Source organism: Paenimyroides ceti (genome assembly GCF_030409925.1).
The window spans coordinates 2,916,379-2,941,188 of record NZ_JAUFQU010000001.1 but is presented as its reverse complement, the minus strand read 5'-3'; the positions used below and the strand labels follow the sequence as shown (position 1 = coordinate 2,941,188).

At 35.5% G+C, this 24,810-nt stretch carries 18 protein-coding genes and 2 tRNA genes; 12 read left to right on the top strand and 8 right to left on the bottom strand.

Annotated elements, in window-relative coordinates; translation table 11 throughout:
* Positions 1-7 precede the first annotated feature (7 nt).
* The 5 genes from secG to miaB are packed head-to-tail and all read right to left on the bottom strand — an operon-like array spanning position 8 to position 4,577.
* Entirely contained in the window at positions 8-355 is a 348-nt protein-coding gene (gene secG / locus QW060_RS14485) for a preprotein translocase subunit SecG (protein WP_290364180.1), read from the bottom strand.
* A 3-nt stretch (positions 356-358) separates the two neighbouring features.
* Complete coding sequence (locus tag QW060_RS14480) at positions 359-1,318, bottom strand: tetratricopeptide repeat protein (RefSeq protein WP_290364179.1); 960 nt, start codon at positions 1,316-1,318, stop codon at positions 359-361.
* A gap of 4 nt (positions 1,319-1,322) precedes the next feature.
* Positions 1,323-1,844 carry an LptE family protein gene (locus tag QW060_RS14475; RefSeq protein WP_290364178.1) on the bottom strand — a complete coding sequence of 174 codons (522 nt, stop codon included), beginning with the start codon at positions 1,842-1,844 and terminating at the stop codon, positions 1,323-1,325.
* Complete coding sequence (locus QW060_RS28890; RefSeq protein WP_290364177.1) at positions 1,834-3,111, bottom strand: sigma-54 interaction domain-containing protein; 1,278 nt, start codon at positions 3,109-3,111, stop codon at positions 1,834-1,836. Before QW060_RS28890 ends, QW060_RS14475 begins: the two co-directional genes overlap by 11 nt.
* 17 nt (positions 3,112-3,128) lie before the next feature.
* Complete coding sequence (miaB, locus tag QW060_RS14465) at positions 3,129-4,577, bottom strand: tRNA (N6-isopentenyl adenosine(37)-C2)-methylthiotransferase MiaB (RefSeq protein ID WP_290364176.1); 1,449 nt, start codon at positions 4,575-4,577, stop codon at positions 3,129-3,131.
* 218 nt (positions 4,578-4,795) lie between these two features.
* On the opposite strand from miaB, the gene topA reads away from it, so the two are divergent.
* From topA to QW060_RS14425, 8 genes are all read left to right on the top strand, one after another.
* On the top strand, positions 4,796-7,339 hold the full coding sequence (gene topA / locus QW060_RS14460; protein WP_290364175.1) for a type I DNA topoisomerase: 2,544 nt from the start codon (positions 4,796-4,798) through the stop codon (positions 7,337-7,339).
* A 3-nt stretch (positions 7,340-7,342) separates the two neighbouring features.
* Entirely contained in the window at positions 7,343-8,485 is a 1,143-nt protein-coding gene (locus QW060_RS14455; protein ID WP_290364174.1) for a formimidoylglutamase, read from the top strand.
* A 120-nt stretch (positions 8,486-8,605) separates the two neighbouring features.
* Positions 8,606-10,021 carry a T9SS ring complex lipoprotein PorK/GldK gene (porK, locus tag QW060_RS14450; protein ID WP_290364173.1) on the top strand — a complete coding sequence of 472 codons (1,416 nt, stop codon included), beginning with the start codon at positions 8,606-8,608 and terminating at the stop codon, positions 10,019-10,021.
* 52 nt (positions 10,022-10,073) lie between these two features.
* On the top strand, positions 10,074-10,850 hold the full coding sequence (gene porL / locus QW060_RS14445; RefSeq protein WP_290364172.1) for a type IX secretion system motor protein PorL/GldL: 777 nt from the start codon (positions 10,074-10,076) through the stop codon (positions 10,848-10,850).
* Positions 10,851-10,882: 32 nt separating this feature from the next.
* Positions 10,883-12,451 (top strand): type IX secretion system motor protein PorM/GldM, encoded by a 1,569-nt coding sequence (porM, locus tag QW060_RS14440; RefSeq protein WP_290364171.1) that lies wholly within the window; start codon positions 10,883-10,885, stop codon positions 12,449-12,451.
* A gap of 15 nt (positions 12,452-12,466) precedes the next feature.
* Positions 12,467-13,351: a type IX secretion system ring subunit PorN/GldN gene (gene porN, locus QW060_RS14435; RefSeq protein WP_290364170.1), complete on the top strand. Its 885-nt coding sequence runs from the start codon at positions 12,467-12,469 to the stop codon at positions 13,349-13,351.
* Positions 13,352-13,404: 53 nt separating this feature from the next.
* Complete coding sequence (locus tag QW060_RS14430) at positions 13,405-14,484, top strand: NAD(P)/FAD-dependent oxidoreductase (RefSeq protein WP_290364169.1); 1,080 nt, start codon at positions 13,405-13,407, stop codon at positions 14,482-14,484.
* Positions 14,485-14,487: 3 nt separating this feature from the next.
* Positions 14,488-16,401 carry an ABC-F family ATP-binding cassette domain-containing protein gene (locus QW060_RS14425; RefSeq protein WP_290364168.1) on the top strand — a complete coding sequence of 638 codons (1,914 nt, stop codon included), beginning with the start codon at positions 14,488-14,490 and terminating at the stop codon, positions 16,399-16,401.
* 83 nt (positions 16,402-16,484) lie between these two features.
* Here QW060_RS14425 and QW060_RS14420 read toward each other — a convergent pair whose 3' ends face one another.
* The 3 genes from QW060_RS14420 to QW060_RS14410 form a co-directional block, all read right to left on the bottom strand.
* Positions 16,485-16,814, bottom strand: a complete 330-nt coding sequence (locus QW060_RS14420; protein WP_290364167.1) for a YegP family protein — start codon at positions 16,812-16,814, stop codon at positions 16,485-16,487.
* A gap of 131 nt (positions 16,815-16,945) precedes the next feature.
* Positions 16,946-17,018 (bottom strand) — tRNA-Met (locus QW060_RS14415).
* Positions 17,019-17,098: 80 nt separating this feature from the next.
* Positions 17,099-17,171 (bottom strand) — tRNA-Met (locus tag QW060_RS14410).
* A 116-nt stretch (positions 17,172-17,287) separates the two neighbouring features.
* Between QW060_RS14410 and era the strand changes: the two genes are divergently transcribed.
* The 4 genes from era to QW060_RS14390 all read left to right on the top strand — a co-directional run bounded on the left by era (position 17,288) and on the right by QW060_RS14390 (position 24,807).
* Complete coding sequence (gene era / locus QW060_RS14405) at positions 17,288-18,172, top strand: GTPase Era (RefSeq protein WP_290364166.1); 885 nt, start codon at positions 17,288-17,290, stop codon at positions 18,170-18,172.
* Between the two features lie 24 nt (positions 18,173-18,196).
* A complete protein-coding gene (gene der, locus QW060_RS14400) occupies positions 18,197-19,507 on the top strand; it encodes a ribosome biogenesis GTPase Der (protein WP_290364165.1) in 1,311 nt (436 codons plus the stop codon).
* A 74-nt stretch (positions 19,508-19,581) separates the two neighbouring features.
* Positions 19,582-22,380, top strand: coding sequence for an outer membrane beta-barrel protein (locus QW060_RS14395; protein ID WP_290364164.1), 2,799 nt, complete (start codon positions 19,582-19,584; stop codon positions 22,378-22,380).
* A 162-nt stretch (positions 22,381-22,542) separates the two neighbouring features.
* Entirely contained in the window at positions 22,543-24,807 is a 2,265-nt protein-coding gene (locus tag QW060_RS14390; protein WP_290364163.1) for an outer membrane beta-barrel protein, read from the top strand.
* Positions 24,808-24,810 lie beyond the last annotated feature (3 nt).

The following is a 24,810-nucleotide window of genomic DNA, read 5'->3' as shown; positions in this document are numbered from 1 at the left end:
ACGGATTTTAGTTTGCTGGTGTCTGTGGCGTTTCTGCTGGTGCAGGTTGACCTTGCGGAGCTGCTACAGGTGCTGCAGGTATGGTTGCAGCATTCGGATCTAAAATTTTAGAATCGTTGTTGTAACCGGATGTAAAGCTTAAACTTGATAACAAAATTAACCCGATTAATATGGCTGCTAAAGTCCAGGTACTTTTGTCAAGGAATTTATTTGTGTTTTGTACACCTCCAATATTGGTTGAACCTCCTAATGAAGAATCAAGACCACCTCCTTTAGGGTTTTGAATCATTATAACAATGATTAATAAAAGGGATACGATGGTTATTAGTACTAAAAAGATTGTAAACGTATTCATTTTTTAACTATTATAGTTTTGTAACATTTTAATATTGGAAATTCGGTCTGCAAATAAACTACTTTTTTCTGGATATTTCAAAATTAATATTTCATAAGCTTGAATTGCTTTTTGATATTTTTTTTGTTCCAGGTATATTTTTGCAAGGGTTTCGGTCATTAAAAAAGATTGGTCATCCTCGTTTTTCTCAATAAATACAGGCACTGAAGACATGTTTTTATTAGGGATTATTTTAGGATTTGTTTCAATAAAGCGATTGATAAGCTCTTCTTTTTTTCTTTTCTCTTCTTGAAGTTTTTCTTCTTTTTGTGGTTCAATAGCTTCCGTTTCCTCTTCTTTTCTTTTTATTGGCTCTGCTTTTGTCAGTTGCAGCCACTCAGAGAAAGAATGTTTTTCGGCTGAAGTAAATTCAATTGGAGTACCGATTTCTAATTTTTCTTCCAGTGTTTCAACAGAAGTAACTACAGTCTCTTCATCTTCTGACAAAATATCCTCCTTTTTTTCTTCAGGCTGTGTGATTTCTTCTGTTATGAGTGTCTTGTTTGCATCTCTCTGTTCGAGTTTGGACAAGATGAGAGGCTCTTTTTCTTCGTTTTCTATATATGCAAGAGTTGATAAAATTGATTTTTCAATCGATTCTTCAAGTGTGATCTCTGGTTTTTTAGTAATCAGATAATCTTCATCAATAACTTCGACATTTTCGATATTGAGGGGCTTGTACACCGTGAAATTTTCAGAAATAATAAAATCAAACAACACATCACGATCGGTAGTATAAGCAGCTGTTTTTTTGAGCTCGCTGTTATATAAGTGATTTCTTTGGGAATGCAATCCTTTTAGATACAAGGCACGAACAGATTGTAAATAAGGATACCGCTCAATAATCTGTGTGAAGTATTGATTGTCGTTCTCATTTACCGACTCAGGATGGTTGAGTTTATTGATTAAATCTGTTAGCTGCATATTCTTACCATTTTGCTAAGGAAGCATTGAAAACATCCTGTGTTATTCTTTCGTATATTTCGTCAATGGCACCATTTAACCGCGCGCCTATCAATTGTTCATTTGCCGGATAATCGTAAAAGTGGGAAAAAGATTGTTCAAAATCATCTTCCGGTTTGTTTTTGTTGGTAAAACGTACTCTTATGGAAATGTACAGTCTGTTTTGAGCTGCTGTCTGATCAGCTGTAGCGGTCATAGGTGAGATACGGTATTCTGTAATTTCACCTTCATAAACCAGATCAGCATTGGTATTGGTAAGTGTCAGCACGGTTTGATTCTGAATCAGATCCTGAAGAGCAACCGTAAAGGTTCTTTCAATACCGGGTTCTACCAGTGTAGCATTGTTAAGAAAATTGTTGACCTGGAAAGATACCGCATCAATTTTACCTGTTCCTGTAAAATTGTATACAGAGCAACTGTTGAGCAAAAGGCTGAAAAAAAGGATAAGTGCCAGTGGCTGATATTTTTTTAATATTTTATAAATCATATTGTTTGATTTTTCTATAGAGGGTTCTTTCAGAAATACCCAGCTCTTCTGCTGCAATTTTTCTTTTTCCGTTATTGCGTTCCAAAGCTCTTTTGATCAGTTGAATTTCGCGTTCATCCAGACGAAGGTTTTCTTCGTCATCTACTGTCTCTGCAATAAGATAATGACTGTCATCATCCTCTTCTTCCGTTTCGGGATTGATAAAGTTAGGATTTTTATGATTGTTTTCTATAGGTAAAGCAATGTTTGTATGGTCTGCTGTTTCGGGCATGTCTTCTTTTTGACCGTATATGCGCTGAATCAGATTTTTATTGGTTTCCTGAACATTTGATGAATTGCCGTTTTTCATCAATTCCAAAGTCAATTTCTTAAGGTCGTTTAAATCGCTCTTCATGTCAAAGAGTACCTTGTACAGAATTTCACGTTCATTGCTAAAATCACTTTCAGACTTTTTGCTTTCAATTAAGGAAGGCAGTTGCTTATTTCTGTTAGGTAAATAAGATTGGATGATGGAGAGCGTAATATCTCTCTTGGTTTCAATGACGGATATCTGCTCAGCAATATTTCGGAGCTGACGTATGTTACCATCCCAACGGTATTGCTTAAGATATTCTGCCGCCTGTTCATCCAGTTTAATAGGAGGCATTTTGTATTTATGAGCAAAATCTGCAGAAAACTTTCGAAATAGTAAATGAATGTCTTCACCGCGTTCCCGTAAGGGCGGCAGATTTATTTCTATGGTGCTTAAACGGTAATAGAGGTCTTCTCTGAATTTCCCTTTTTCAATAGCCTCCATCATTTTTACATTGGTTGCGGCTATAATACGCACATCCGTTTTTTGGACTTTGGAGGAACCTACTTTTATAAATTCACCGTTTTCGAGTACACGAAGTAATCTTACTTGTGTTGTTAAAGGAAGTTCACCAACTTCATCCAGAAAAATGGTACCTCCGTCTGCTACTTCAAAATAACCTTCCCGATTTCCTACAGCACCCGTAAAAGCTCCTTTTTCGTGTCCGAATAGCTCGGAATCTATAGTTCCTTCCGGAATAGCGCCACAGTTTACTGCAATATATTTTCCGTGTTTACGGTGAGATAATGAATGAATTATCTTTGGAATATTTTCTTTTCCAACACCGCTTTCTCCGGTTACGAGTACCGAAATATCTGTCGGAGCTACCTGAATCGCTTTTTCAATTGCACGGTTCAGCTTCGGGTCGTTTCCTATGATTTCAAAACGTTGTTTGATGGCTTGAATTGATTCCATTTTATTGTTTAAACAGTTTAATGTTGCATTTCTGAATATCCTATAGCTTCTCCGATGAGAGTGGCAGAAGTACAATCTGTCACCTGAACGTTTACAAAATCACCGACTTTATAAGTTCCTTTCGGGAAAACAACTACTGTATTATGGGAATTTCTTCCTGACCAGTACTCATCAGAACGTTTGGACGCTTTTTCAATCAAAACTTCTACGGTTTGACCTACAAAACGTTGTGTTTGTTCCAAAGCAATTCTTTGCTGTAGATCCACAATTTCCTGTAAGCGGCGTTTTTTTATAGCTTCAGGCACATCATCTTCCAGTTTTCTTGCTGCCAGTGTTCCGGGTCTTTCTGAATAGGCAAACATATATCCGAAGTCATAACGTACATATTCCATTAAGGATAAGGTGTCTTTATGGTCTTCTTCTGTTTCTGTCGGAAAACCTGTAATCATGTCCTGTGAAAGTGAACAATCAGGAATGATTCTTTTGATGTTATCTACTAATGCCATGTACTCTTCACGTGTATGCTGGCGGTTCATTTCATGTAGAATCCTTGTGCTTCCTGACTGAACCGGCAGGTGAATGTATTTACAGATATTATGATGTTTGGCAATGATATGTAAGACTTCTTCATGCATATCCTGCGGATTGGATGTTGAAAATCTGAAACGCATTTTAGGATACGCTGTTGCGCACATATCAAGTAGGTTAGCAAAGTCTACTGCTGTTGCTTTTTGCATATCGGTAGCTTTAACGTAATCTTTTTTAAGGCCACCCCCATACCATAAATAGCTGTCGACATTCTGCCCTAAAAGTGTTACTTCTTTAAATCCTTTTTCATGGAGTTCTTTTATTTCCTGCATAATGCTTTGAGGATCGCGACTGCGTTCTCTGCCTCGTGTAAAAGGAACAACGCAGAACGTACACATATTGTCGCATCCGCGTGTGATAGATACAAAAGCAGTAACACCGTTTGAATTTAATCGTACAGGAGCAATGTCTCCATAAGTTTCCTCTTTGGATAAAATTACGTTTATAGCATCACGTCCTTCTCCTACCTCTTTTAATAAGTTGGGCAGGTCTTTATAAGCATCAGGTCCTACTACCATATCTACAATCTTTTCTTCTTCAAGAAACTGACTTTTCAAACGTTCCGCCATACACCCCAATACTCCCACTTTCATAGAAGGATTGATTTTTTTTACAGCATTATATTTTTCAAGACGTTTGCGAACGGTCTGTTCGGCTTTGTCACGTATAGAACAGGTATTTACCAATACTAAATCAGCTTCTTCAAGATTTTGGGTTGTATTGTATCCTTCATTTGCTAATATAGAAGCAACGATTTCACTATCAGAAAAATTCATCTGACATCCGTAACTCTCAATAAATAACTTTTTTGAGTTATTTGAGTTTTGCTCTAAAACCAATGTGGTTCCCTGTTTGTTTTCTTCAATAATCTTTTCCATAAACCAGATAAATGGGTGCTAATCAATTTGCAAAGATACGATATAATTTTTCTTTATGACAAGATGTCAGCGTGAGTTTTGGATTTTTTTGCGGATATTTAGAGCGGTTTTAAAGTAATGGGGATGGAGCAATTTTTAAAAAAACTACACATATATATATAGGTGTATGGTTTCAAATAAAAAAAATCCCATACTTTTGCCAAACTAAAACGTGAAGAATGGCAAAAAATTTAGTGATTGTGGAGTCGCCGGCAAAGGCAAAGACAATAGAAAAGTTTTTAGGAAAAGATTATCAGGTAGAATCCAGTTTCGGTCATATTGCCGATTTACCTTCTAAAGAGATAGGGGTAGATGTGGAAAATAATTTTAAACCAAAGTATGAAGTTTCTACAGATAAAAAAGCAGTAGTAAAAAAACTAAAAGACTTAGCAAAAAAAGCTGATTTGGTTTGGTTGGCTTCCGATGAGGATCGTGAAGGAGAAGCTATTGCCTGGCATTTGGCAGAAGAACTGAATTTAAAAGACGAGAATACACGTAGAATTGTTTTTCATGAAATCACGAAAACAGCTATTAACAAAGCTATAGATAACCCAAGAAAAATAGATTACAACCTGGTCAATGCACAGCAGGCACGTCGTGTCTTAGACCGTCTTGTGGGATATGAACTCTCTCCTATATTATGGAAGAAAGTAAGAACAGGTTTGTCAGCAGGAAGGGTACAGTCAGTATCTGTTCGTTTGATTGTAGAGCGTGAAAAAGAAATTAATGCCTTTACAACAGAAAGCTCTTTTAGTATAACGGCAGAGTTTCAGACAACAAAAGGCAAGATTTTTAAAGCAAAGCTGCCTAAGAACTTTAAAACACAACAAGAAGCAGAGTCCTTCTTAAAGCAAAATATAGGAGCGCAGTTTAAGGTTAGTGCACTGGAGACAAAACCGACTAAGAAGTCTCCGGCTGCACCTTTTACTACTTCTACTTTACAGCAGGAAGCTGCACGTAAATTATATTATTCTGTTGGACAGACAATGATGTTAGCACAAAGGTTATATGAAAGCGGACTCATTACTTATATGAGAACGGATAGTGTTAATCTTTCTCAGGAAGCTATGCAGGCTGCCGAAGCAGAAATTATCCGTTCTTACGGAAAAGAGTTCAGTAAACCACGGGTTTATACAACAAAAGCAAAAGGCGCTCAGGAAGCTCACGAAGCCATAAGACCTACTGATATGTCTAAACACAGTGTCAGTATTGATAGAGATCAGGCTCGTTTATACGATCTGATATGGAAAAGAACACTGGCTTCACAGATGAGTGATGCGGCTTTGGAAAGAACCAATGTAACAATTGTAGCAGATAAACATAATGATCATTTTTCTGCAACAGGAGAAGTGTTGTTATTTGAAGGATTTTTGAAAGTTTATCTTGAAGGACATGATGACGAAGATGAAGAACAGGAAGGAATGTTGCCTGCATTGATTGTCAATGAAAAACTTGATAATAATGCTATTATTGCTACTCAGCGTTTTTCCCGACCTCCAGCACGGTATACAGAGGCTTCATTGGTAAAAAAACTGGAAGAATTAGGAATCGGTAGACCTTCTACTTATGCACCGACTATTTCTACAATCATTGCGCGTAATTATGTTGAAAAAGGAAATGCTGAAGGAATAGAACGAAATTATGAAGTTATGCAGCTGATTGACGGAGTAATAAAAGCATCTGTGCAAACAGAAAAAGTAGGTGCTGATAAAGGAAAGTTGATTCCTACTGATATCGGTATTATTGTAACCGACTTTTTGGTAAAAAACTTTTCGGCTATTCTCGATTATAATTTTACAGCTAAAGTTGAAGAAGATTTTGATGCGATTGCAGAAGGAAATGAGGACTGGACCAAAATGATGAATGATTTTTACAGTCATTTTCATCCTGTAGTACTCGATGTGGAAAAGAATGCTGAACGGGAATCCGGTGAACGGATATTAGGTAAGGATCCAAAATCAGGAAAACCAGTACTTGTGAGATTGGGTAAATTTGGTCCTATGGCACAGATAGGGGATATTGAAGATGAAGAGAAACAATATGCAAGCCTGCGTCCTGATCAGAATATCGGAAATATTTCTCTGGAGGAAGCATTGACTTTATTTTTGCTTCCCAAAAATTTAGGATTGTATAAAGATGAAGAGGTTGAGGTAAATAATGGTAGATTCGGACCTTATGTGCGTTTTGGGAAAATGTTTATTTCGTTGCCAAAAGGAGAAGAGCCGCTTGATGTAACTCTTGACAGAGCCATTGAGCTTATTAAAGAAAAAGAAAAAGCAGATGCGCCTATCGCAACTTATAATTCTTTGCCTGTGCAAAAAGGTGTTGGGCGTTTTGGTCCGTTTATCAAATGGAATAATATGTTTATCAATGTAAATAAAAAATACAATTTTGATCATTTATCTCAGGCAGATATCAACGAGTTGATTGAAGATAAGATACAGAAAGAAAAAGATAAAGTTATTCATAACTGGGAAGAGGAAGGAATTCGCGTTGAAAAAGCCCGTTGGGGACGATCTGTTGTGCTTAAAGGAAAGATAAAAATAGAGCTAAGTAAAGATGTTGATGCGGCGGCACTGGATCTCGAATCGGTTAAGAAAATGATAGAAGCAAAAGAGCCTGCCAAAAAAACAGCGGCTAAAAAGACAACCACTAAAACAGCTGCAAAAAAGAGTCCTGCCAAAAAAGCAACTGCCAAAAAAGCGACCGTTAAAAAGAAATAGTATATGAATTATGAATTTTTAAAACCTGTTTCTGCAAATTTGCTGGTATATCTATCTGATCTTCCGGTAAATACGGTAGGTGAAAAGCTGCTATTGCATACCCCGGATCATTTTCCAGATCTGGAAGGGATACAATTGGCTCTTATTACTGTTAATGATTCAAGGGGATTGAATGCTAAAGGAGACAAGGTTAACTTCGATGCTTTTCGTAAAAACTGGTATGGATTATTTCCCGGAAACTGGAGTGCTATAATGGCAGATCTTGGTACAATAGATGCAGGTGAAACGCTCAATGATACGTATTTTGTTGTGAAGAGCATAGTGGCAGATTTGCTGCATAAAAACATTTTACCAGTTATTATCGGCGGCTCGCAGGATCTAACTTATGCGATATATCGTGCGTACGACAGATTGGAGCAAATGGTGAATCTTGTTGCTGTTGACAGTAAAATAGATGTTGTTTCGGATGTCATAAACCCTTCAGAATCTTTTCTGACTAAAATAATAATGGAGGAACCTAATAACCTGTTGAACTATGCTAACATAGGTTATCAGACCTATTATAATTCCCAGGAGGAGATAGATCTTATTGATAAATTATACTTCGAATCTTACCGATTAGGTGAAGTTGCTTCTAATATAGCGCTTGCAGAACCTATATTAAGAGATGCAGATATTGTAAGTGTGGATATCCATGCGGTAAAATCTGCTGATATGGGTTATTTTTCAAAATTTAATCCGAACGGATTTGATGGAAGGGAAATTTGTGCATTAGCAAGATATTCAGGACTAAGCGATAAAGTTAGTAGTTTCGGAATTTTCAATATTGACACTATTTCTGCTGAAAGTTTGTTAATTACACAAATTTTGTGGTATTTTGTTGAAGGATTCAACTTCAGAGTCAATGAATATCCTTACATTAGCAAAAAAACATATTTCAAATATAATGTTTTACTTGACGATCAGGAACTTGTATTTTACAAGAGCGATGTTTCTGATAGATGGTGGATAGAAATTGATCAGGCAATTTATAAAGAGGGTGGAAGAAAAGTTTTATTTCCATGTTCTTACGAAGATTATATTTCCGCTACAAATCAGGTAATTCCGGAAAGATGGTGGAAAGCGATCAAAAAAATGATTGATTGATAAGAAAAAATACAAGTGTTAAATAAAATTTAAATTTTTTTTTATTTTCTTTGTATAATTCAAAATAAATAAATAGGTTTACGCTTTAGAAAAAAATTATAAATAAACCCCGATTAATATATGAAGAAGTTCATTACACTTACAGCGGTTATTTCATTGTTGTTCAGTTGTGGTTCAGGAGATAGAGGTGAAGTTCTAAATGGAGTTCAAGGTAAACGTTGGGTTACCGAAAAACCTCAGGGAATGGCTTTTGTTCCAGGAGGATCCTTTACAATGGGTAAAACGCATGAAGACCTATTGGGAGCGGAAGATGCTCCTCCAACATTAAAGACCGTTGGTTCGTTTTATATGGATGAGACAGAGGTTACAAATAATCAGTACCGTAAGTTTGTTGAATTTGTAAAAGATTCAATCGTTAGAACAAAATTAGCTATTATGGCTGATGAGATGGGGATGGATGCAGCAGCAGGAGGTATAGGAGCTTTTGCTTTTTTACCGGAAGAAGATCCTTCTTTGAATCAGAACCAATCTGCGTATGATCGTTATATGTATGACAATTACTATAGTATGGCGATGGACACAGATGAGTATGCCGGAAGAAGATTGAATAAAAGAGCCCGAATCATAACTAATCCACAAAGATATCCGGATGAGTACTATGTTGAAGTGATGGATTCATTATATATTAAAGCTGATAATAATACAAAAGGTTTGACTACGTTTGATGTAGCTAAACTGAACTTCAAATATTCATGGTTTGATAAAGAAGCGAATGTTCGTGATAATGTAACAAGTCCGAGAGATCGTAAAGCAAAATATCTTAAAACCGAAATTGTAAACGTTTATCCTGATACAACAAGATGGGCAAAAGATTTTAGCTACTCGTACAATGAGCCGATGTTAAATGAATATTTCTGGCATGAAGCATACGGAGAGTATCCTGTTGTTGGAGTTAACTGGAATCAGGCCAAAGCATTTACAGCTTGGAGAACGCTTTATAAAAATACTTATTTAAAATCGCGCAGAGCCAATCATACACTAAACGAATACCGTTTACCAACAGAAGAAGAATGGGAATATGCTGCTCGTGGAGGAATCCAAAACGCAATGTACCCATGGGGTGGTCCTTATATGACCGATGAGAAAGCTTGTTTCTTGGCTAACTTCAAGCCGGACAGAGGTAATTTCGCAGATGACGGAGCATTGTATACTGCTGAAGCAAGATCTTACAAACCAAACGGATACAATTTGTATAATATGGCAGGTAATGTGGCAGAGTGGACCGCTACAACATACGATCAGGCATCTTATGTAATGAATGCTTCACTTAAGCCAAAGTCAAAAGAATCATTAAATCCTTTGAAAGTAGTTAGAGGAGGTTCATGGAGAGATCCGGCTTATTTCTTACAGGTAGCTACACGTGATAAAGAGAATGCGGATTCCGCAAAAAGTTTTATCGGGTTTAGAGTTGTTGTTGCAGCACCGGATCCTTTATTACAGTCGACTTCTCCAAGAAGCGGAAGAAGTGGCAGATAAAAATTAACTAAATTACTATTTATTATATTATTAAAATTAACAGATTAGAATTATGGCAATACCGAAAAAAGTAATGAACTTCTGCTATGGAATGGGTGCGGCAGTTGTAATTGTTGGAGCTTTGTTTAAAATTACACATATTGAGTTGGGGCCGTTAAATGGAAACAATATGTTGACTGTTGGATTATTGGTAGAGGCATTGATTTTTGCAATATCTGCTTTTGAACCAGTTGATGATGAGTTTGATTGGTCAAGAGTTTATCCTGAATTAAAAGGTGGTGAGCCAAGACAAATGCAGGTTTCAACAGGTGGGTTTTCTGGGTCTTCTGTAGTAACAGGGACAGGATCAGGATCAGCCGTTTCTGGTTCAGGTTTTGCAGGTAGTGGAAATGCAAATTTCTCAGGAGGTTCTGGTTATTCAGGTGGTGGAGCAGTGATTGCTACTTCAGAAGAAAGAACGTTATTGTCAGAAAAATTAGATAAGATCTTAAAAGATGCTAAAATTGACGGGCAATTAATGGAAAGCTTGAGCAACAGCATTCGAAACTTCGAGGCAGCTGCTAAAGGAATTGCGCCTACAGTAGATGCAGTAGCATCATCTAACAGATATGCAGAAGAAATGAGTACAGCTGCTTCACAGTTAGAGTCGTTAAACGCAATGTATAAATCACAGTTAGAAAGCGCTACAAGAAATGCTGATATCAACAAAGAAGTGGCAGAAAATAACTTTAAATTAAAAGAACAAATGCAGTCGTTGACTTCTAATTTGTCAACTTTGAATGCAGTATATGGTGGAATGTTATCTGCTATGGGTAAAACTGCTAATTAGTATTAATCTATTAAAATCTAATTAGAGAAATTATGGCAGGAGGAAAACAAACCCCAAGACAAAAAATGATTAACCTGATGTATTTAGTGTTCATCGCTATGATGGCTCTGAATATGTCTAAGGAAGTGCTTTCTGCTTTTGGTTTAATGAACGAAAAGTTTGAAAATACTAATGAAGCTGCGACTATGGTCAACACTGGCCTTTTAGAAGGTTTAGAGATTAAAGCTTCTGACGATCCTACTCGTTATAAAGAGCCTTACCAAAAAGCACAACAGATAAGTAAGCTTTCAAATGATTTCTATAATTATTTAGGAACGCTTAAAACATCGATTACCGAAAAATTGGTATTGACCGATGATAACAAATTGCCTTATGAACAAATGGATAAAGGGGAGGTAATTGATTCTGGATGGTTTATTGGAGATAAGTATAGTGATAAAGGAAATGAAATCATCTCTAAATTTAATCAATATAGAGAAGAAGTTAAGAAAGTTTTAGGTACAGATGTAAGCTACAAATTCTTAACACAGAATCTGGATCAGAAATTCAATACGGACGATGTAAAAGATTCGCAGGGAATTGTAAAACCTTATTTGGACTATCACTATAAAGGTTTCCCTTCCATCGCTTCTTTGGCTAAATTATCTGCTTTGCAGAATGATGTAAAAGAAATTGAAAATGAAGCTTATAACCTGTTTTTAGGAAATTCTTTGAAACAAGCGGCTTCTATGAAAAATTACCAGGCATTTGTAATCACTGATAAATCGGTTTATTTCTCTGGAGAACCAATCAAAGGAAAAGTAGTTTTAGGACGTTTTGATAAGTCAACTGTACCAACTGAAGTTATAGTTAACGGAAGTAAAATTAATTTATCAAACGCAAATGCTTTCTCAGACGGTCAGGTAATCTTAAACATGACAGCTGGTTCTGTCGGAGAGCATAAGTTTAGTGGTAAATTTACCTTTATGGAAGACGGACAGGCTGTTCCTGTAGATATTCAGAATTCAAATTATGTTGTTGTGGCACGTCCAAATTCAGCAACGATTGCTGCTGATAAAATGAATGTTGTGTATATGGGGTTAGATAACCCGATTTCAGCTTCATTTGCAGGAGTTCCAAATGACAAGGTAAGTGTAAGTGCTTCAAGCGGTTCAATACGTAAAACCGGAGACGGAAAATATATTTTAAGACCAGCTGCAGCAAGAGAAGTAGTTATTACAGCTTCTGGTACTTTACCTGATGGAAAAGTAGTATCTGATAAAAAAGTATTCCGTATCAAACCAGTGCCAAAACCTTTTGGAACAGTACGTGGAGAATATGCTGCAAAAGGACCTGCAAGCAACTTAAAAGCTGTTTCAATCGGTGCTAAATTTGATGATTTTGATTTTGATGTAAATCTTCAGGTAACAGAATATACAATTATATTCCCTGGTCTTGGATCTGAGGTAATTAAAGGTACATCATTAAATGATGCGGCAAGACGTATGGCTGACCGATTAAAACCTGGTGATGTGGTACGTTTCACAAAAATCAAAGTTAAATTAAGCGGTGTGGACTTAGTAGTTAAAGATGCTGCTGACGCTACTTTTACGGTTCAATAATTTAAAAGCAATAATATGAAACTAAAAAATATAATCGCTTTAGCACTTACTTCTTTTGTAAGTCTTACTTCAATGGCTCAGACCAATCTTTTTAATGCAAGAACTGCAAATGAAATTGGAGAGAAAACATTAGAGGACATTATATCAGAAGCTGAAGGCCCTATGCCTTACGAGTATGTAAATGATAGAGATGTGATTTTTCAAAAAACAGTTTGGGAAACCATTCCGTTGGATGAGCGTGCAAATCTGATTTATTATTTTCCTACAAAAGATCAGCAAGACAGAAAATCTCTTTTTTCGATTCTTAAAGAAGGAGTAATGAAAAAAGAAATTCAAGAAGTTTATGACTTTGATGATTTCAGTCGTAAAATAAGTACGGAAGAATTAAAAAAGAAATTCTCTCGTATCGATACTACGGATGTTGGTAAAGAATTGTTGAGTTATGGAGAAAAGAAAATACCAGACGAATATATCATTGAAACTGAATTGACACCTGCTGATGTAGTGGAGTATCGTATAAAAGGAGCTTGGTATTTTGACCGTAATCAGGGAGAATTAAAATATCGTTTGTTAGGTATTGCACCAGTTGTAGTTGATATCAATACAAAAGGTTCAGAGCAGGAGAGTTTTATTGAGTTATTTTGGGTGTTTTTCCCGGCTGCACGCGAAACATTCTTCAAGAACTATGCTTACAACGAGAAAAATTCCCGTATGAAATCAAACTTTGATTATTTATTCAATGCGCGTAAATTTTCAGCTACCATCTATAAAACAGATAATATCTATGGAGACGAAGATATAAGTTCATATGTTGGCGAAAATGCAATGTTCCAGTTATTGGAGTCTGAGCGTATTAAAGAACATATCAGAGATTTTGAAGATGATTTATGGAATTACTAATTTTGTAATTTAAAAATATAAAACTCTTATCATTTTGATAAGAGTTTTTTTATATGTTCATGGATATAGATTATATGATTATCGGATCCGGATTGGCCGGATTAAATTTTGCTTATTATTGCGAAAAGCATGATAAGTCATTTATTGTTATAGATCAGCCATCGAGGTCTTCCTCCTTGGTTGCTGGTGGTATGTATAATCCCGTTGTGTTAAAAAGATTCACCTCTATCTGGAAATCCAGAGAACAGATAGATCTGGCTATTCCGATCTATAAAGAACTCGAAATAAAATTCGGTGTTCGTTTTTTATATGAAACACAACTTTATAGGAAGTTTGCCTCAGTAGAAGAACAGAATAACTGGTTTTATGCCTGTGATCAGCCCGATCTGGCTCCTTTTCTGAATATAAATTTAATGAAATCCATTTCTGATACTATAACGTCAGAATATGGTTTTGGGGAGGTTTTTAATACCGGATTTTTAGATGTTAAAAAATTTGTACTCTGTTATCAATACTATTTAGCTGAAAAAAAAATCCTGATTCGGGATTCATTTGCTTATGATAGACTTATTGTTGACGGAGAAAGATTCCATTACAAGGATATTAAGGCAAAACATCTTATTTTTGCAGAAGGTTTTTCAATGTTTCAGAATCCTTATTTTAATAACCTTCCATTAGATGGTACGAAAGGAGAATTATTGATTGTGAGAATACCTGATTTAGAGTTGAAATATATTGTTAAATCATCTGTTTTTATTATTCCGTTGGGAAATGATCTTTATAAAGTTGGAGCTACTTACGATTGGAAGGATAAGACAGATTTGCCTACTGTTGAGGCAAAAAGAGAGTTGATAAATGGTTTGCAAAAACTGATAGGTAGCGATTTTGAAATAATAGAACATCTGGCAGGAGTCCGGCCCACGGTGAAAGATCGTAAGCCGCTTGTAGGGAGGCATTTTGAGCATGAAAATATGTACCTGCTGAATGGATTGGGAACCCGAGGTGTATTATTGGGACCTTTTTTAGCGAAATCCCTGTTTGATTCGATTGAGCAGAAAACGGATCTGGATCCAAACATTGATATAAAAAGATATTATAAAAAAATGCAATTAGGAAAATTGCGAAAAAAGTAAAAAATGTTAAACATACATAATTTGTCGGTTTCCTTTTCTGGAGATTATCTGTTCGAAAATGTAACATTTCGATTAGGAGCCGGTGACAGGGTAGGATTGGTTGGAAAGAATGGAGCAGGTAAATCTACGATGCTTAAAATTCTTTCCCGAGATATTGAAGGAGATTCAGGTAGTATAGCTACTGAGAAAGCCTTAAAAATTGGTTTTTTGCGTCAGGATATTGATTTTGAGCAGGGACGTACTGTTCTTGATGAAGCCTATCAGGCTTTTGAAGAAATCAAAAAAGTAGAAAATGAGATTAATAAAATCAATAAAGAGTTGGAAGTCAGAACCGATTATGAATCTGCTTCTTATTCTGAACTAATAGAACGGTTGAGTGATCTGACCCATCATTTTGACATCATTGGAGGATATAATTACGTCGGAAACACAGAAAAAATCTTATTGGGGTTAGGGTTTAAACGCGATGATTTTAATAAAACCACAGAGACCTTTTCAGGTGGCTGGCGTATGAGAATTGAATTGGCTAAATTATTGCTTCAGAACAATGATCTTTTGCTTCTGGATGAGCCAACCAACCATTTGGATATCGAGAGTATCATTTGGCTTGAAAGTTTCTTAAAATCATTTTCAGGAGCTGTTGTAATTGTTTCGCATGATAAGATGTTTTTAGATAACGTAACCAATCGTACAATTGAAATATCACTGGGTAAAATTTATGATTTCAACAAGCCGTATTCGCAATATTTAATCTTACGAGAAGAATTGAGAGAAATACAGCTCGCTGCTCAAAAAAATCAATCCAAGAAAATTGAAGAGACAGAAAAGCTTATTGAAAAATTCCGTGCAAAAGCGACAAAAGCTTCAATGGCGCAATCATTAATCAAGAAATTAGATAAGATAGAGCGTATTGAAGTTGATGAAGACGATAATTCTGTAATGAATATTTCTTTTCCTGTAGCTGTTACGCCGGGTAAGGTAGTTTTAGAATTGGAGCACCTGACAAAAGCTTTTGTGGAAAAGACGGTTTTTAAAGACATCAACCTCCTTATTGAAAGAGGTTCCAAAATTGCATTCGTCGGGCAGAACGGACAGGGTAAATCTACCTTAATTAAAGCCATTATGGAAGAGTTTGCTTATGATGGAACCATTAAGATAGGACACAATGTACAGTTGGGGTATTTTGCACAAAATCAGGCGGATTATCTGGATGGAGAAAAAACATTGCTGGATACTATGATTGATGCGGCAACGGACGGCAACAGGGCGAAAGTTCGCGATATGCTTGGAGCTTTCCTTTTCAGAGGTGATGATGTAGAGAAAAAAGTAAAAGTTTTATCCGGGGGAGAAAGAAACCGTCTGGCATTGTGTATGATGTTGCTGAAGCCTATCAATGTTTTGCTGATGGATGAGCCTACCAATCACTTAGACATCAAGTCTAAAAACGTTTTAAAAGCGGCTTTACAAAAGTTTGAAGGAACACTATTGCTGGTTTCGCATGACAGGGATTTCCTACAGGGTATGTCTGATAAAGTATATGAATTTAAAGATCAGAAAATAAAAGAATACCTTGGAGATATAAATTACTTCTTAGAGCAACGCAATGTAGATACGATGCGTGAGTTTGAAAAAGTAGATCAGGTCAAAGTAAAAACAGTTGCGCCGGTAGAAAAGTCTTTGTCTTATGAGGAGCAGAAGAAGATGAAAACGCTTCAGAATAAATTGAGTAAAACAGAAGCCTTGATTTCGGAATGTGAAAAAGAAATTGCAAAAATGGACATTGAGTTGGCCCAGAAATATGATGAATTGATGAATGATGAAAAGTTCTTCAGCAAATATAATAAGCTTAAAAAGGAACTGGAAACAGCAATGGAACAATGGGAAATGATTCAGGAAGAAATTGAGACCAAATCATAATTTTGAAAAGCCCCGTCATTACTGACAGGGCTTTTTATTTACAATACATGGATGCTCTTTAAGTCTGTACAGACTTTGAATAATTAATCAACTTCTTCAATACTTGCATCAGGTGCATTCTTTTTAACCGATTCAATACCGTTGTCACGGGATGAAGTACTTTCATACATTTCACTGCTTCCGATGATTTGACCATTGGAAGCTTTGAGATTAAAGAAGTGTTTGCCGTTTTTTGATTCTTTTTTCTCGAATCGTTCATCATGGAGAGCATTTTTCTTTACAGATTCAACTCCGTTATGGCAATTGGCTTTAGATGTATATCCTTCGCTGGTAAGAATAACCTGTCCGTTCCCCGCTTTTAGATTGAACTGAAACTCTCCGTTCGATCTCTTAGAAACAATAAATTTTCCCATAAATATACTTTTAGATGATTGGTAGTATAAATATAGGAATAAAGTTTTAAAGATGAGAAATTCTTCTAAAAGTTTGTGTGTAAGTAACTTGAGTAAAATAAAAAAACCATTCTGTTACGAATGGTTTTTAGTAGCGGGAACAGGACTCGAACCTGTGACCTTCGGGTTATGAGCCCGACGAGCTACCTACTGCTCTATCCCGCGATGTGGGTTCTTGTAAATTTTAGCGATTCAATTATACAAATTTACTAACTCTAATTGAAGGTTTTAAGTGACCAACTTAGTAGCGGGAACAGGACTCGAACCTGTGACCTTCGGGTTATGAGCCCGACGAGCTACCTACTGCTCTATCCCGCGATATTTCGATTGCAAATGTATGACAAGAATTTAGAATACACAACATATTTCGAAATAAAAATTTTTATTTCGTGTATTCGTTTGATATAATTACCTTTGCAGCAAAATAAATTAAAATGACGCATAAAGCAGGTTTTGTAAACATTATTGGAAACCCGAATGTAGGAAAATCAACTCTGATGAATGCTTTTGTGGGCGAGAGATTGTCTATTATTACTTCAAAAGCACAAACTACCCGACACCGGATTCTGGGAATTGTTAATGGTGAAGATTTTCAAATGATATTGTCTGATACTCCAGGTATCATAAAACCAGCGTATGAGTTACAATCTTCCATGATGGATTTTGTGAAATCAGCTTTTGAAGATGCGGATGTTTTGGTTTATATGGTTGAAATAGGAGAGAGAGCGTTAAAAGATGAAGCTTTTTTTGCTAAAATTCAAAACGCAAAAGTACCGGTATTACTATTGTTAAATAAAATTGACAAAGCCAATCAGGAACTTTTGGAAGAACAGGTCGCTTTATGGAAAGCACAGGTTCCGAATGCGGAAATTTTTCCGATTTCGGCACTGAATAATTTTAATGTAAAAGAAGTATTCAGCAGAATCATTGAGCTATTGCCTGAATCACCTCCTTTCTATCCGAAAGATGCCTTGACAGATAAACCTGAACGTTTCTTTGTAAATGAAATCATCCGTGAAAAGATACTGTTGAATTACGAAAAAGAGATTCCGTATTCGGTTGAAATTGAAACGGAAGAATTCAAAGAAGATGAAACCATCATCCGTATAAAGGCAGTTATCATGGTCGAACGCGACAGCCAAAAAGGAATTATCATCGGACATAAAGGTGCCGCTATCAAAAAAATAGGAATACAGGCGCGTGAAGAATTGGAAAAATTCTTTGATAAGCAGGTACATATAGAAATGTTCGTGAAAGTAAATAAAGATTGGAGAAATAACACGTATCAGTTGCGTCGTTTCGGATACAATCAAAAATAAAACTCTAATTTTTTAGAAAAAGATATGAATAACATAGTTGCAATAGTTGGAAGGCCGAATGTAGGAAAATCGACGTTCTTTAATCGTCTGATCCAGAGAAGAGATGCCATTGTAGATTCAGTAAGCGGGGTAACCCGTGACAGAAATTACGGAAAAAGTGAATGGAACGGAAAAGAATTTTCTGTAATTGATACCGGAGGATATATTAAAGGTTCTGAAGATATTTTTGAAAGCGAAATACGCCGTCAGGTAGAGTTAGCCATAGATGAATCGGATGCCATTTTATTTGTGGTCGATGTAGAGGAGGGAATCACCCCGATGGATGATGAAGTAGCCAAACGATTAAGAAAAGTGACCAAACCGGTACTGTTAGTGGTAAATAAGGTAGACAATGCAAAGAGAGAAAATGATGCGCTGGAGTTTTATAACTTAGGTCTTGGAGAATATTTTACGATATCCGGCATGAGCGGAAGTGGAACAGGAGATTTATTGGATAAGCTGGTAGAAGTTTTACCTGAATTACCTCCGATAAATGAAAATCCAGAAGAACTGCCTCGTTTTGCAGTAGTGGGACGCCCAAATGCTGGAAAATCAAGTTTTATCAATGCCTTAATTGGTGAAGATCGTTTTGTGGTGACTGATATTGCAGGAACTACACGAGATGCTATTGATACAAAATACAACCGTTTTGGTTTTGAATTTAATCTTGTAGATACAGCCGGAATTCGCAGAAAAGCTAAAGTCAAAGAAGATTTGGAATTCTACTCTGTGATGCGTTCGGTTCGTGCTATTGAGCATGCTGATGTCTGCATTTTAGTTATTGATGCTACCAGAGGTTTTGAAGGTCAGGATCAAAGTATCTTTTGGTTGGCTGAAAAAAACAGAAAAGGAATTGTCATTCTTGTAAACAAATGGGATCTGGTAGAAAAAGGAACCATGACATCAGTAGATTACGAACGTAAGATCAGAGAAGAAATCGCTCCGTTTACAGATGTGCCTATCTTATTTGTGTCTGCCCTGACGAAACAACGTTTGCTAAAAGCATTAGAAACGGCTGTGCATGTATTTGAAAGCAGAAAGAATAGAATTGCAACGTCTAAATTTAATGAAGTAATGTTGCCGATTATTGAAAGCAATCCACCACCAGCATTAAAAGGAAAATACGTTAAGATTAAATATTGTATGCAGCTTCCGACAAAGACACCACAATTTGTCTTTTTTGCCAATCTGCCACAATATGTAAAAGATCCGTATAAAAGATTTATCGAAAATAAATTGCGGGAGATTTATGATTTTGAAGGCGTTCCTATCGATATTTATTTCCGTCAGAAATAATAAAATAGGTAAAAATGTTAATAATTGCGGCTTATGAGTTTTGATTCATAAGCCGCTTTCGTATTTTTGTTTCTATGAAAAAGATACTTTTACTCCTTTCGTTATTTATTTCCTTGTGTTCAGTTGCTCAAAATGTTCAGCTAAAAGGAAAATTGACCGATTCAAACAAAAAACCTGTTGAGTCTGTAACGGTATATCTGTCAAAGGCAAAAGACTCTACCCTGTTGCAATATACAACAACTGACATACAGGGACTTTTTTCCATGACAATAAAGCCTACAACTGAAAAATCATTTATGACATTTTCTTTGTTGGGCTATGAGGATAAAACCTTAAAGTTTGATACAATTTCAGAATCGAAAGACTTAGGAACCCTTATAATGGGTGAATCTTCTTCTGAAGAGCTGGCGGAACTTGTTGTCGTAACGGATGCTCCAATCAGGGTAAAACAGGATACACTGGAATTCAATGCTGCTTCCTTTAAAGTCAGACCTGATGCTAATGTAGAAGCTTTGTTAAAAGAATTGCCTGGAGTAGAAATTGATTCAGATAAAAAGATAACCGTAAATGGACAAGAAGTAAACCAGATCCTCGTAAATGGCAAGCCTTTTTTTGATACCAACGGTACCATAGCTTTGCAGAATTTACCGGCAGAAATCATTAAAAAAATTCAGGTTTCAGATTTGAAAACCAAGTCGGAAGAATTTGCAAAAAGAAAAGCAGCCAGTGAATATGCCAGTATTAACCTTACAATTGATGAAAAAAATAATCAGGGCTTATTGGGAAAAATAACAGGAGGCTATGGGACTGATGATCGATATGAGAGCAGCGGATTGCTCAATTATTTTAAAGGAAACCGAAAAATAAGTGTATTGGCATCTTCGAACAACATCAACTCTACCGGATTCTCAATGGACGAAATTTTTGATAATATGGGAGGAGGAAGAAGCCAGTTTTTCAGTTTCGGAGGTCGTTCCGGCGGAGGATTCGGATTTGGAAATAATACAGGAATCACCAGAACCAATATGATTGGCGTAAACTATAGTGATCAGTTTTTTAAAGATTTAGAAGTCAATGGAAGCTATTATCTAAATGATACCCGTAATGAAAACAATAACAGATCACGTCAGGTAAACCTGTTACCGGATGGAAACTTTATTACAGAATCCGAATCATCCCGAATCAACGATAATACTAATCATAATGCTAATTTTAGTTTCGAGTATAAGCTAAATCCGAAAACCAAGATTTTTGTAAGACCTACAATTCAGCAGTCTTCCAATAGGTATGATACGAAAGCATCCGCTGTATCAATGGATGAAGACGGAACGTTATTTAACGAAAGTTCTGAAAAATCTCATACAGATGTAGATAATTTCACTTTTAAGAACGCTATTGAGTTCAATAGGATCCTCGGTGAAAATGGGAAAAATCTTAGCTTTGTTCTGGACAATGAAAATACTAAAACGGAAGGAATCGGAACAACTCAGTCCGAAACCGTTTTTTACCAAGGAACTAATACGGATGATATCAGAAACCAACAAAACATTACCAGAAGCACAAGTGATGAATATAATGCAACTCTGAAATATACCCAGCCTATTCTAAAAGATTTACTTTTTGACTTTGGATATACCTTTAATTACGAGAATCAGACAGATGTGTTGAGTACTTATAATTTTGATGCAGGAACGGGTGGTTATTCAGATTTTAACGGATTATTGTCTAATCAAACTTACTCAGAGATACTTACATCTACTCCTTTTGCAGGAATTAATCTGAATAATGAAAAAATATATTTGAATTTTGATTCAGGTCTTAATATTGCCAACTTTAATGCACACGCATTGTATCTTGGAAATGACTATAATGTAAAAGAAAAATTTGTATCACCTTATATTCGCTCCAGCTTTAGATATACTTTAGAAAAAGGCAAAATATTTAGTGTCAGATATAATTATAATGTATCTAACCCATCAGCTATACAGATACTTCCTTATGAGAGATTCAATGATCCTTTAAATACCTATATAGGAAACAGCGAATTAGATCAGCAGAAAGCTCATTTTATTTCATTAGGTTTTAGAAACTATAATTTTCAACAACGTACGGGTTGGAGTGTCAATTTATCAGGAAACTATTACGATTCTCAGATTGTTTCATCTACCGTTTTTGACGAAAACAGAAAACGGACAACAACCTATGAAAATGTTGCTGATGCCTACAGTATCAGTTTATTTGGAAACTGGAATAAATCATATAAAATCAATGAGCATACCATTCGATATGGGATAGGAATGTTTGGTTCTTATGGACTTTCTAAAGGGTATACCAATGCAGAACTTTATGAGGCTAAAACATTTACTCTTACGCCAAGATTTTATGTTAATTGGGATTACGGGGATTTGTTGTCAATTGCCCCTTCTTATAATATGTCGTATAACAACAACAATTATTCAAACTATCAGATAGATAAAACAGATTATGTAGTCCATACTCTGAATTTGCAAACCACTACTTATTGGCCTGAAAAAGTTACTTGGGGTAATGATTTCGGATATACGTATAACTCCAATATTGCAGATGGATTTAAAAAAGATTTCTTTTTATGGAATACCAGTCTTGCATATTCTTTTTTGAAAGATGCGCTGACCGCAAAAGTAAAAGTGTATGATATTTTAAATCAGAATGTAGGTACAAGTCGTATGATTAGTCCCATAAGTATTACAGATCAGGAAAACACCGTTTTGAAAAGATATGTCATGTTCTCTATAACATACAAATTTGATAAGTTTGGTACTGGTAAAGATGATAGTAGAAATCGGGGAAGACGCTATATGGGACCACCCGGAGGTATGAGAAACAGAATGTAAAATAAAAAGCATCACATATGTGATGCTTTTTTATGTCAGTATTTTAAATACTGAAAATTTTAGATACAGATTATTTATTATAAAAATAAATATTTTTTGGTATTTTATACTAAATACAAGGCATTTTCGTTTTATTTGCATAACAGACTAATATTAATGCTAATGAGAAAAATTTTTACTATTTTTTTCTATCTGGTAATAGTAGGAAATGTTTTTGCACAGAATAAGCTGACCATTTCGGGTAAATTAACAGATGAAAATAAAAAGCCGATTGAATCTGCTACTATTTATTTATCAGCACAACGTGATTCAACATTAATTGATTATACTATCAGTGATACTAAAGGAGGATTTTCACTACCCGTCAAAAAAATAGATTATCCTGTTTTTGTTTCTGTATCAAGTATTGGTTATGAAGATTATACTCAAAAATTTGATGCGATCAATGAGAATGTCGACTTAAAAACACTCTTACTAAAAAGCATTGATAATCAGTTGGAAGAGATGGTAATTACTGCTGATGTAGCACCTATCCGTATTAAGCAGGATACACTGGAGTTTAATGCTTCTTCTTTTAAAGTAAGGCCAGATGCTACTGTAAAAGAGCTTTTAGAGCAACTTCCGGGTGTTGAAGTTGATGATCAGGGAAAAATAAAAGTAAACGGAAAAGAAGTAAATAATGTACTCGTTAACGGAAAACCCTTTTTTAATGAAGATGGAAAGGTTGCCACGGAAAACCTCCCTGCTGATATCATAAAAAAGGTACAGGTAACAGATTATAAAACCAAAGAGGAAAAAATTACAGGATCAGCGAGTACTTCTGACTCAAAAACCCTTAATCTGACGATTGATGACGATAAAAATAAAGGATTGTTCGGAAAAGCAATTGCTGGCTATGGTTCTGATGATCGTTATGAATCTTCTTTGTTGTTTAATTATTTTAATAAAGATCTGAAAGTGAGTTTGTTGGCGTCATCTAATAATATTAACTCTACGGGCTTTTCTACAAATGAAATCTTTGACAATATGTCGGGAGGAAGAAACACCTATTTTTCATCAAGTTCTGATGGAACAATGAGCGTAAATGGAATGAATTTTGGTGGAGGACAGGGTATTTTTAAAACGAATCTGATTGGTTTAAATTATTCTGACTCATGGGGTAAAAAAATCAAATCACAAACCAGTTACTTGTATAACGAAGTAACCAATGAAAATAAGAATATATCACGTATAGAAAATCTTTTGCCGGATAATAAGTTTGTTACAACATCGCAGTCAGAAACGAAATCAAAAGTAGGGAATCATACTTTTTCTCATGATTTTGAGTTGCAGATAGACTCTCTTTCTACCTTGATTATCAACCCGAAATTAAGCAGAGGTATTACTACCAGTAGAAATATCGCACAAAGTGAAACGGTAAATGAGTTGGGTGAAATGCTCAATAAATCAGATAGCAAAGATATTTTAGATGTTGATACCTATAGTTTTGAGAATGAAATCATGTATTCGAGACGGTTAAAGCGAAAAGGAAGAAGCATCAGTTTTACCTTAAATAACAATAATTCTAAAAATGAAACTAATCAGCTGAAAGATGCTTCCACATTTTTTTACCAAACCAACCTTCCTAATGATATTCGTAACCAGACGATAAAAACAAATAGTCATAAAGATGAATATGAAATCAGTATGCGTTACCGTGAACCCATAACTGCCAAACAGAGTTTTAATATTGCTCTTACCAGTAAATGGAATAACGAATATAGAGACCGTCAGACAAAAGATTTTAGTCAAATAACGAATGATTATACAGAGTTTAATTCATTATTGTCTTTCGCCAATAGCCTTTCAGCTCAGCATACAACACCAACTTTTGGTTATATGTATAGAGGAGAAAAGTTCTACATCAACACAAATGTCGGGACAGAATTTGTAAATTATGATATCAATTCCTCCTATAATTTTCAGAACTATCTGAACAATCGTTTTGATATTTTGCCTAAAATATATATCAACTCAAGTATTACTGTCGGTAAATCTTCCAACATATATGTAAGTTATAATTATGGGGGACGAACCCCACAGATGGATCAGTTGCTGGAATATGAAGACCTTTCTAATCCGCTGTTTACAACAAAAGGAAACAAAGATTTATTGCCGGAAATCACTCATAATCCATCGTTGTATTTCAGTAATTATGATTACCAGTCCCGATCAGGTTATTATTTTTATTCGGGACTTTATTATTATGAAAGAACGGCTGCTAATGCAACGGTTTATGATGAAAATTATAAAGGGACATCTACCTACATTAATGTAAAAGATACTTACTACTACTACTTTGGAGGAAATTTTAGTAAGTCGTACAACATTGGTAAAAATAAACTGAGCTATTCTCTTTCAATGGCGGGTAAATGCCAACAAATCTAAAGG

Excerpts from the sequence above, each read along its gene's own strand:
- QW060_RS14475 (WP_290364178.1), bottom strand. The coding sequence starts at position 1,844 with ATGATTTATAAAATATTAAAAAAATATCAGCCACTGGCACTTATCCTT.
- porN (WP_290364170.1), top strand. The coding sequence starts at position 12,467 with ATGAAACTAAAAAATATAATCGCTTTAGCACTTACTTCTTTTGTAAGT.
- QW060_RS14395 (WP_290364164.1), top strand. The coding sequence starts at position 19,582 with ATGAAAAAGATACTTTTACTCCTTTCGTTATTTATTTCCTTGTGTTCA.
- topA (WP_290364175.1), top strand. The coding sequence starts at position 4,796 with ATGGCAAAAAATTTAGTGATTGTGGAGTCGCCGGCAAAGGCAAAGACA.
- porK (WP_290364173.1), top strand. The coding sequence starts at position 8,606 with ATGAAGAAGTTCATTACACTTACAGCGGTTATTTCATTGTTGTTCAGT.
- secG (WP_290364180.1), bottom strand. The coding sequence starts at position 355 with ATGAATACGTTTACAATCTTTTTAGTACTAATAACCATCGTATCCCTT.
- QW060_RS28890 (WP_290364177.1), bottom strand. The coding sequence starts at position 3,111 with ATGGAATCAATTCAAGCCATCAAACAACGTTTTGAAATCATAGGAAAC.
- der (WP_290364165.1), top strand. The coding sequence starts at position 18,197 with ATGAATAACATAGTTGCAATAGTTGGAAGGCCGAATGTAGGAAAATCG.
- QW060_RS14455 (WP_290364174.1), top strand. The coding sequence starts at position 7,343 with ATGAATTATGAATTTTTAAAACCTGTTTCTGCAAATTTGCTGGTATAT.
- QW060_RS14390 (WP_290364163.1), top strand. The coding sequence starts at position 22,543 with ATGAGAAAAATTTTTACTATTTTTTTCTATCTGGTAATAGTAGGAAAT.
- miaB (WP_290364176.1), bottom strand. The coding sequence starts at position 4,577 with ATGGAAAAGATTATTGAAGAAAACAAACAGGGAACCACATTGGTTTTA.
- era (WP_290364166.1), top strand. The coding sequence starts at position 17,288 with ATGACGCATAAAGCAGGTTTTGTAAACATTATTGGAAACCCGAATGTA.
- porM (WP_290364171.1), top strand. The coding sequence starts at position 10,883 with ATGGCAGGAGGAAAACAAACCCCAAGACAAAAAATGATTAACCTGATG.
- QW060_RS14430 (WP_290364169.1), top strand. The coding sequence starts at position 13,405 with ATGTTCATGGATATAGATTATATGATTATCGGATCCGGATTGGCCGGA.
- QW060_RS14480 (WP_290364179.1), bottom strand. The coding sequence starts at position 1,318 with ATGCAGCTAACAGATTTAATCAATAAACTCAACCATCCTGAGTCGGTA.
- porL (WP_290364172.1), top strand. The coding sequence starts at position 10,074 with ATGGCAATACCGAAAAAAGTAATGAACTTCTGCTATGGAATGGGTGCG.
- QW060_RS14420 (WP_290364167.1), bottom strand. The coding sequence starts at position 16,814 with ATGGGAAAATTTATTGTTTCTAAGAGATCGAACGGAGAGTTTCAGTTC.
- QW060_RS14425 (WP_290364168.1), top strand. The coding sequence starts at position 14,488 with ATGTTAAACATACATAATTTGTCGGTTTCCTTTTCTGGAGATTATCTG.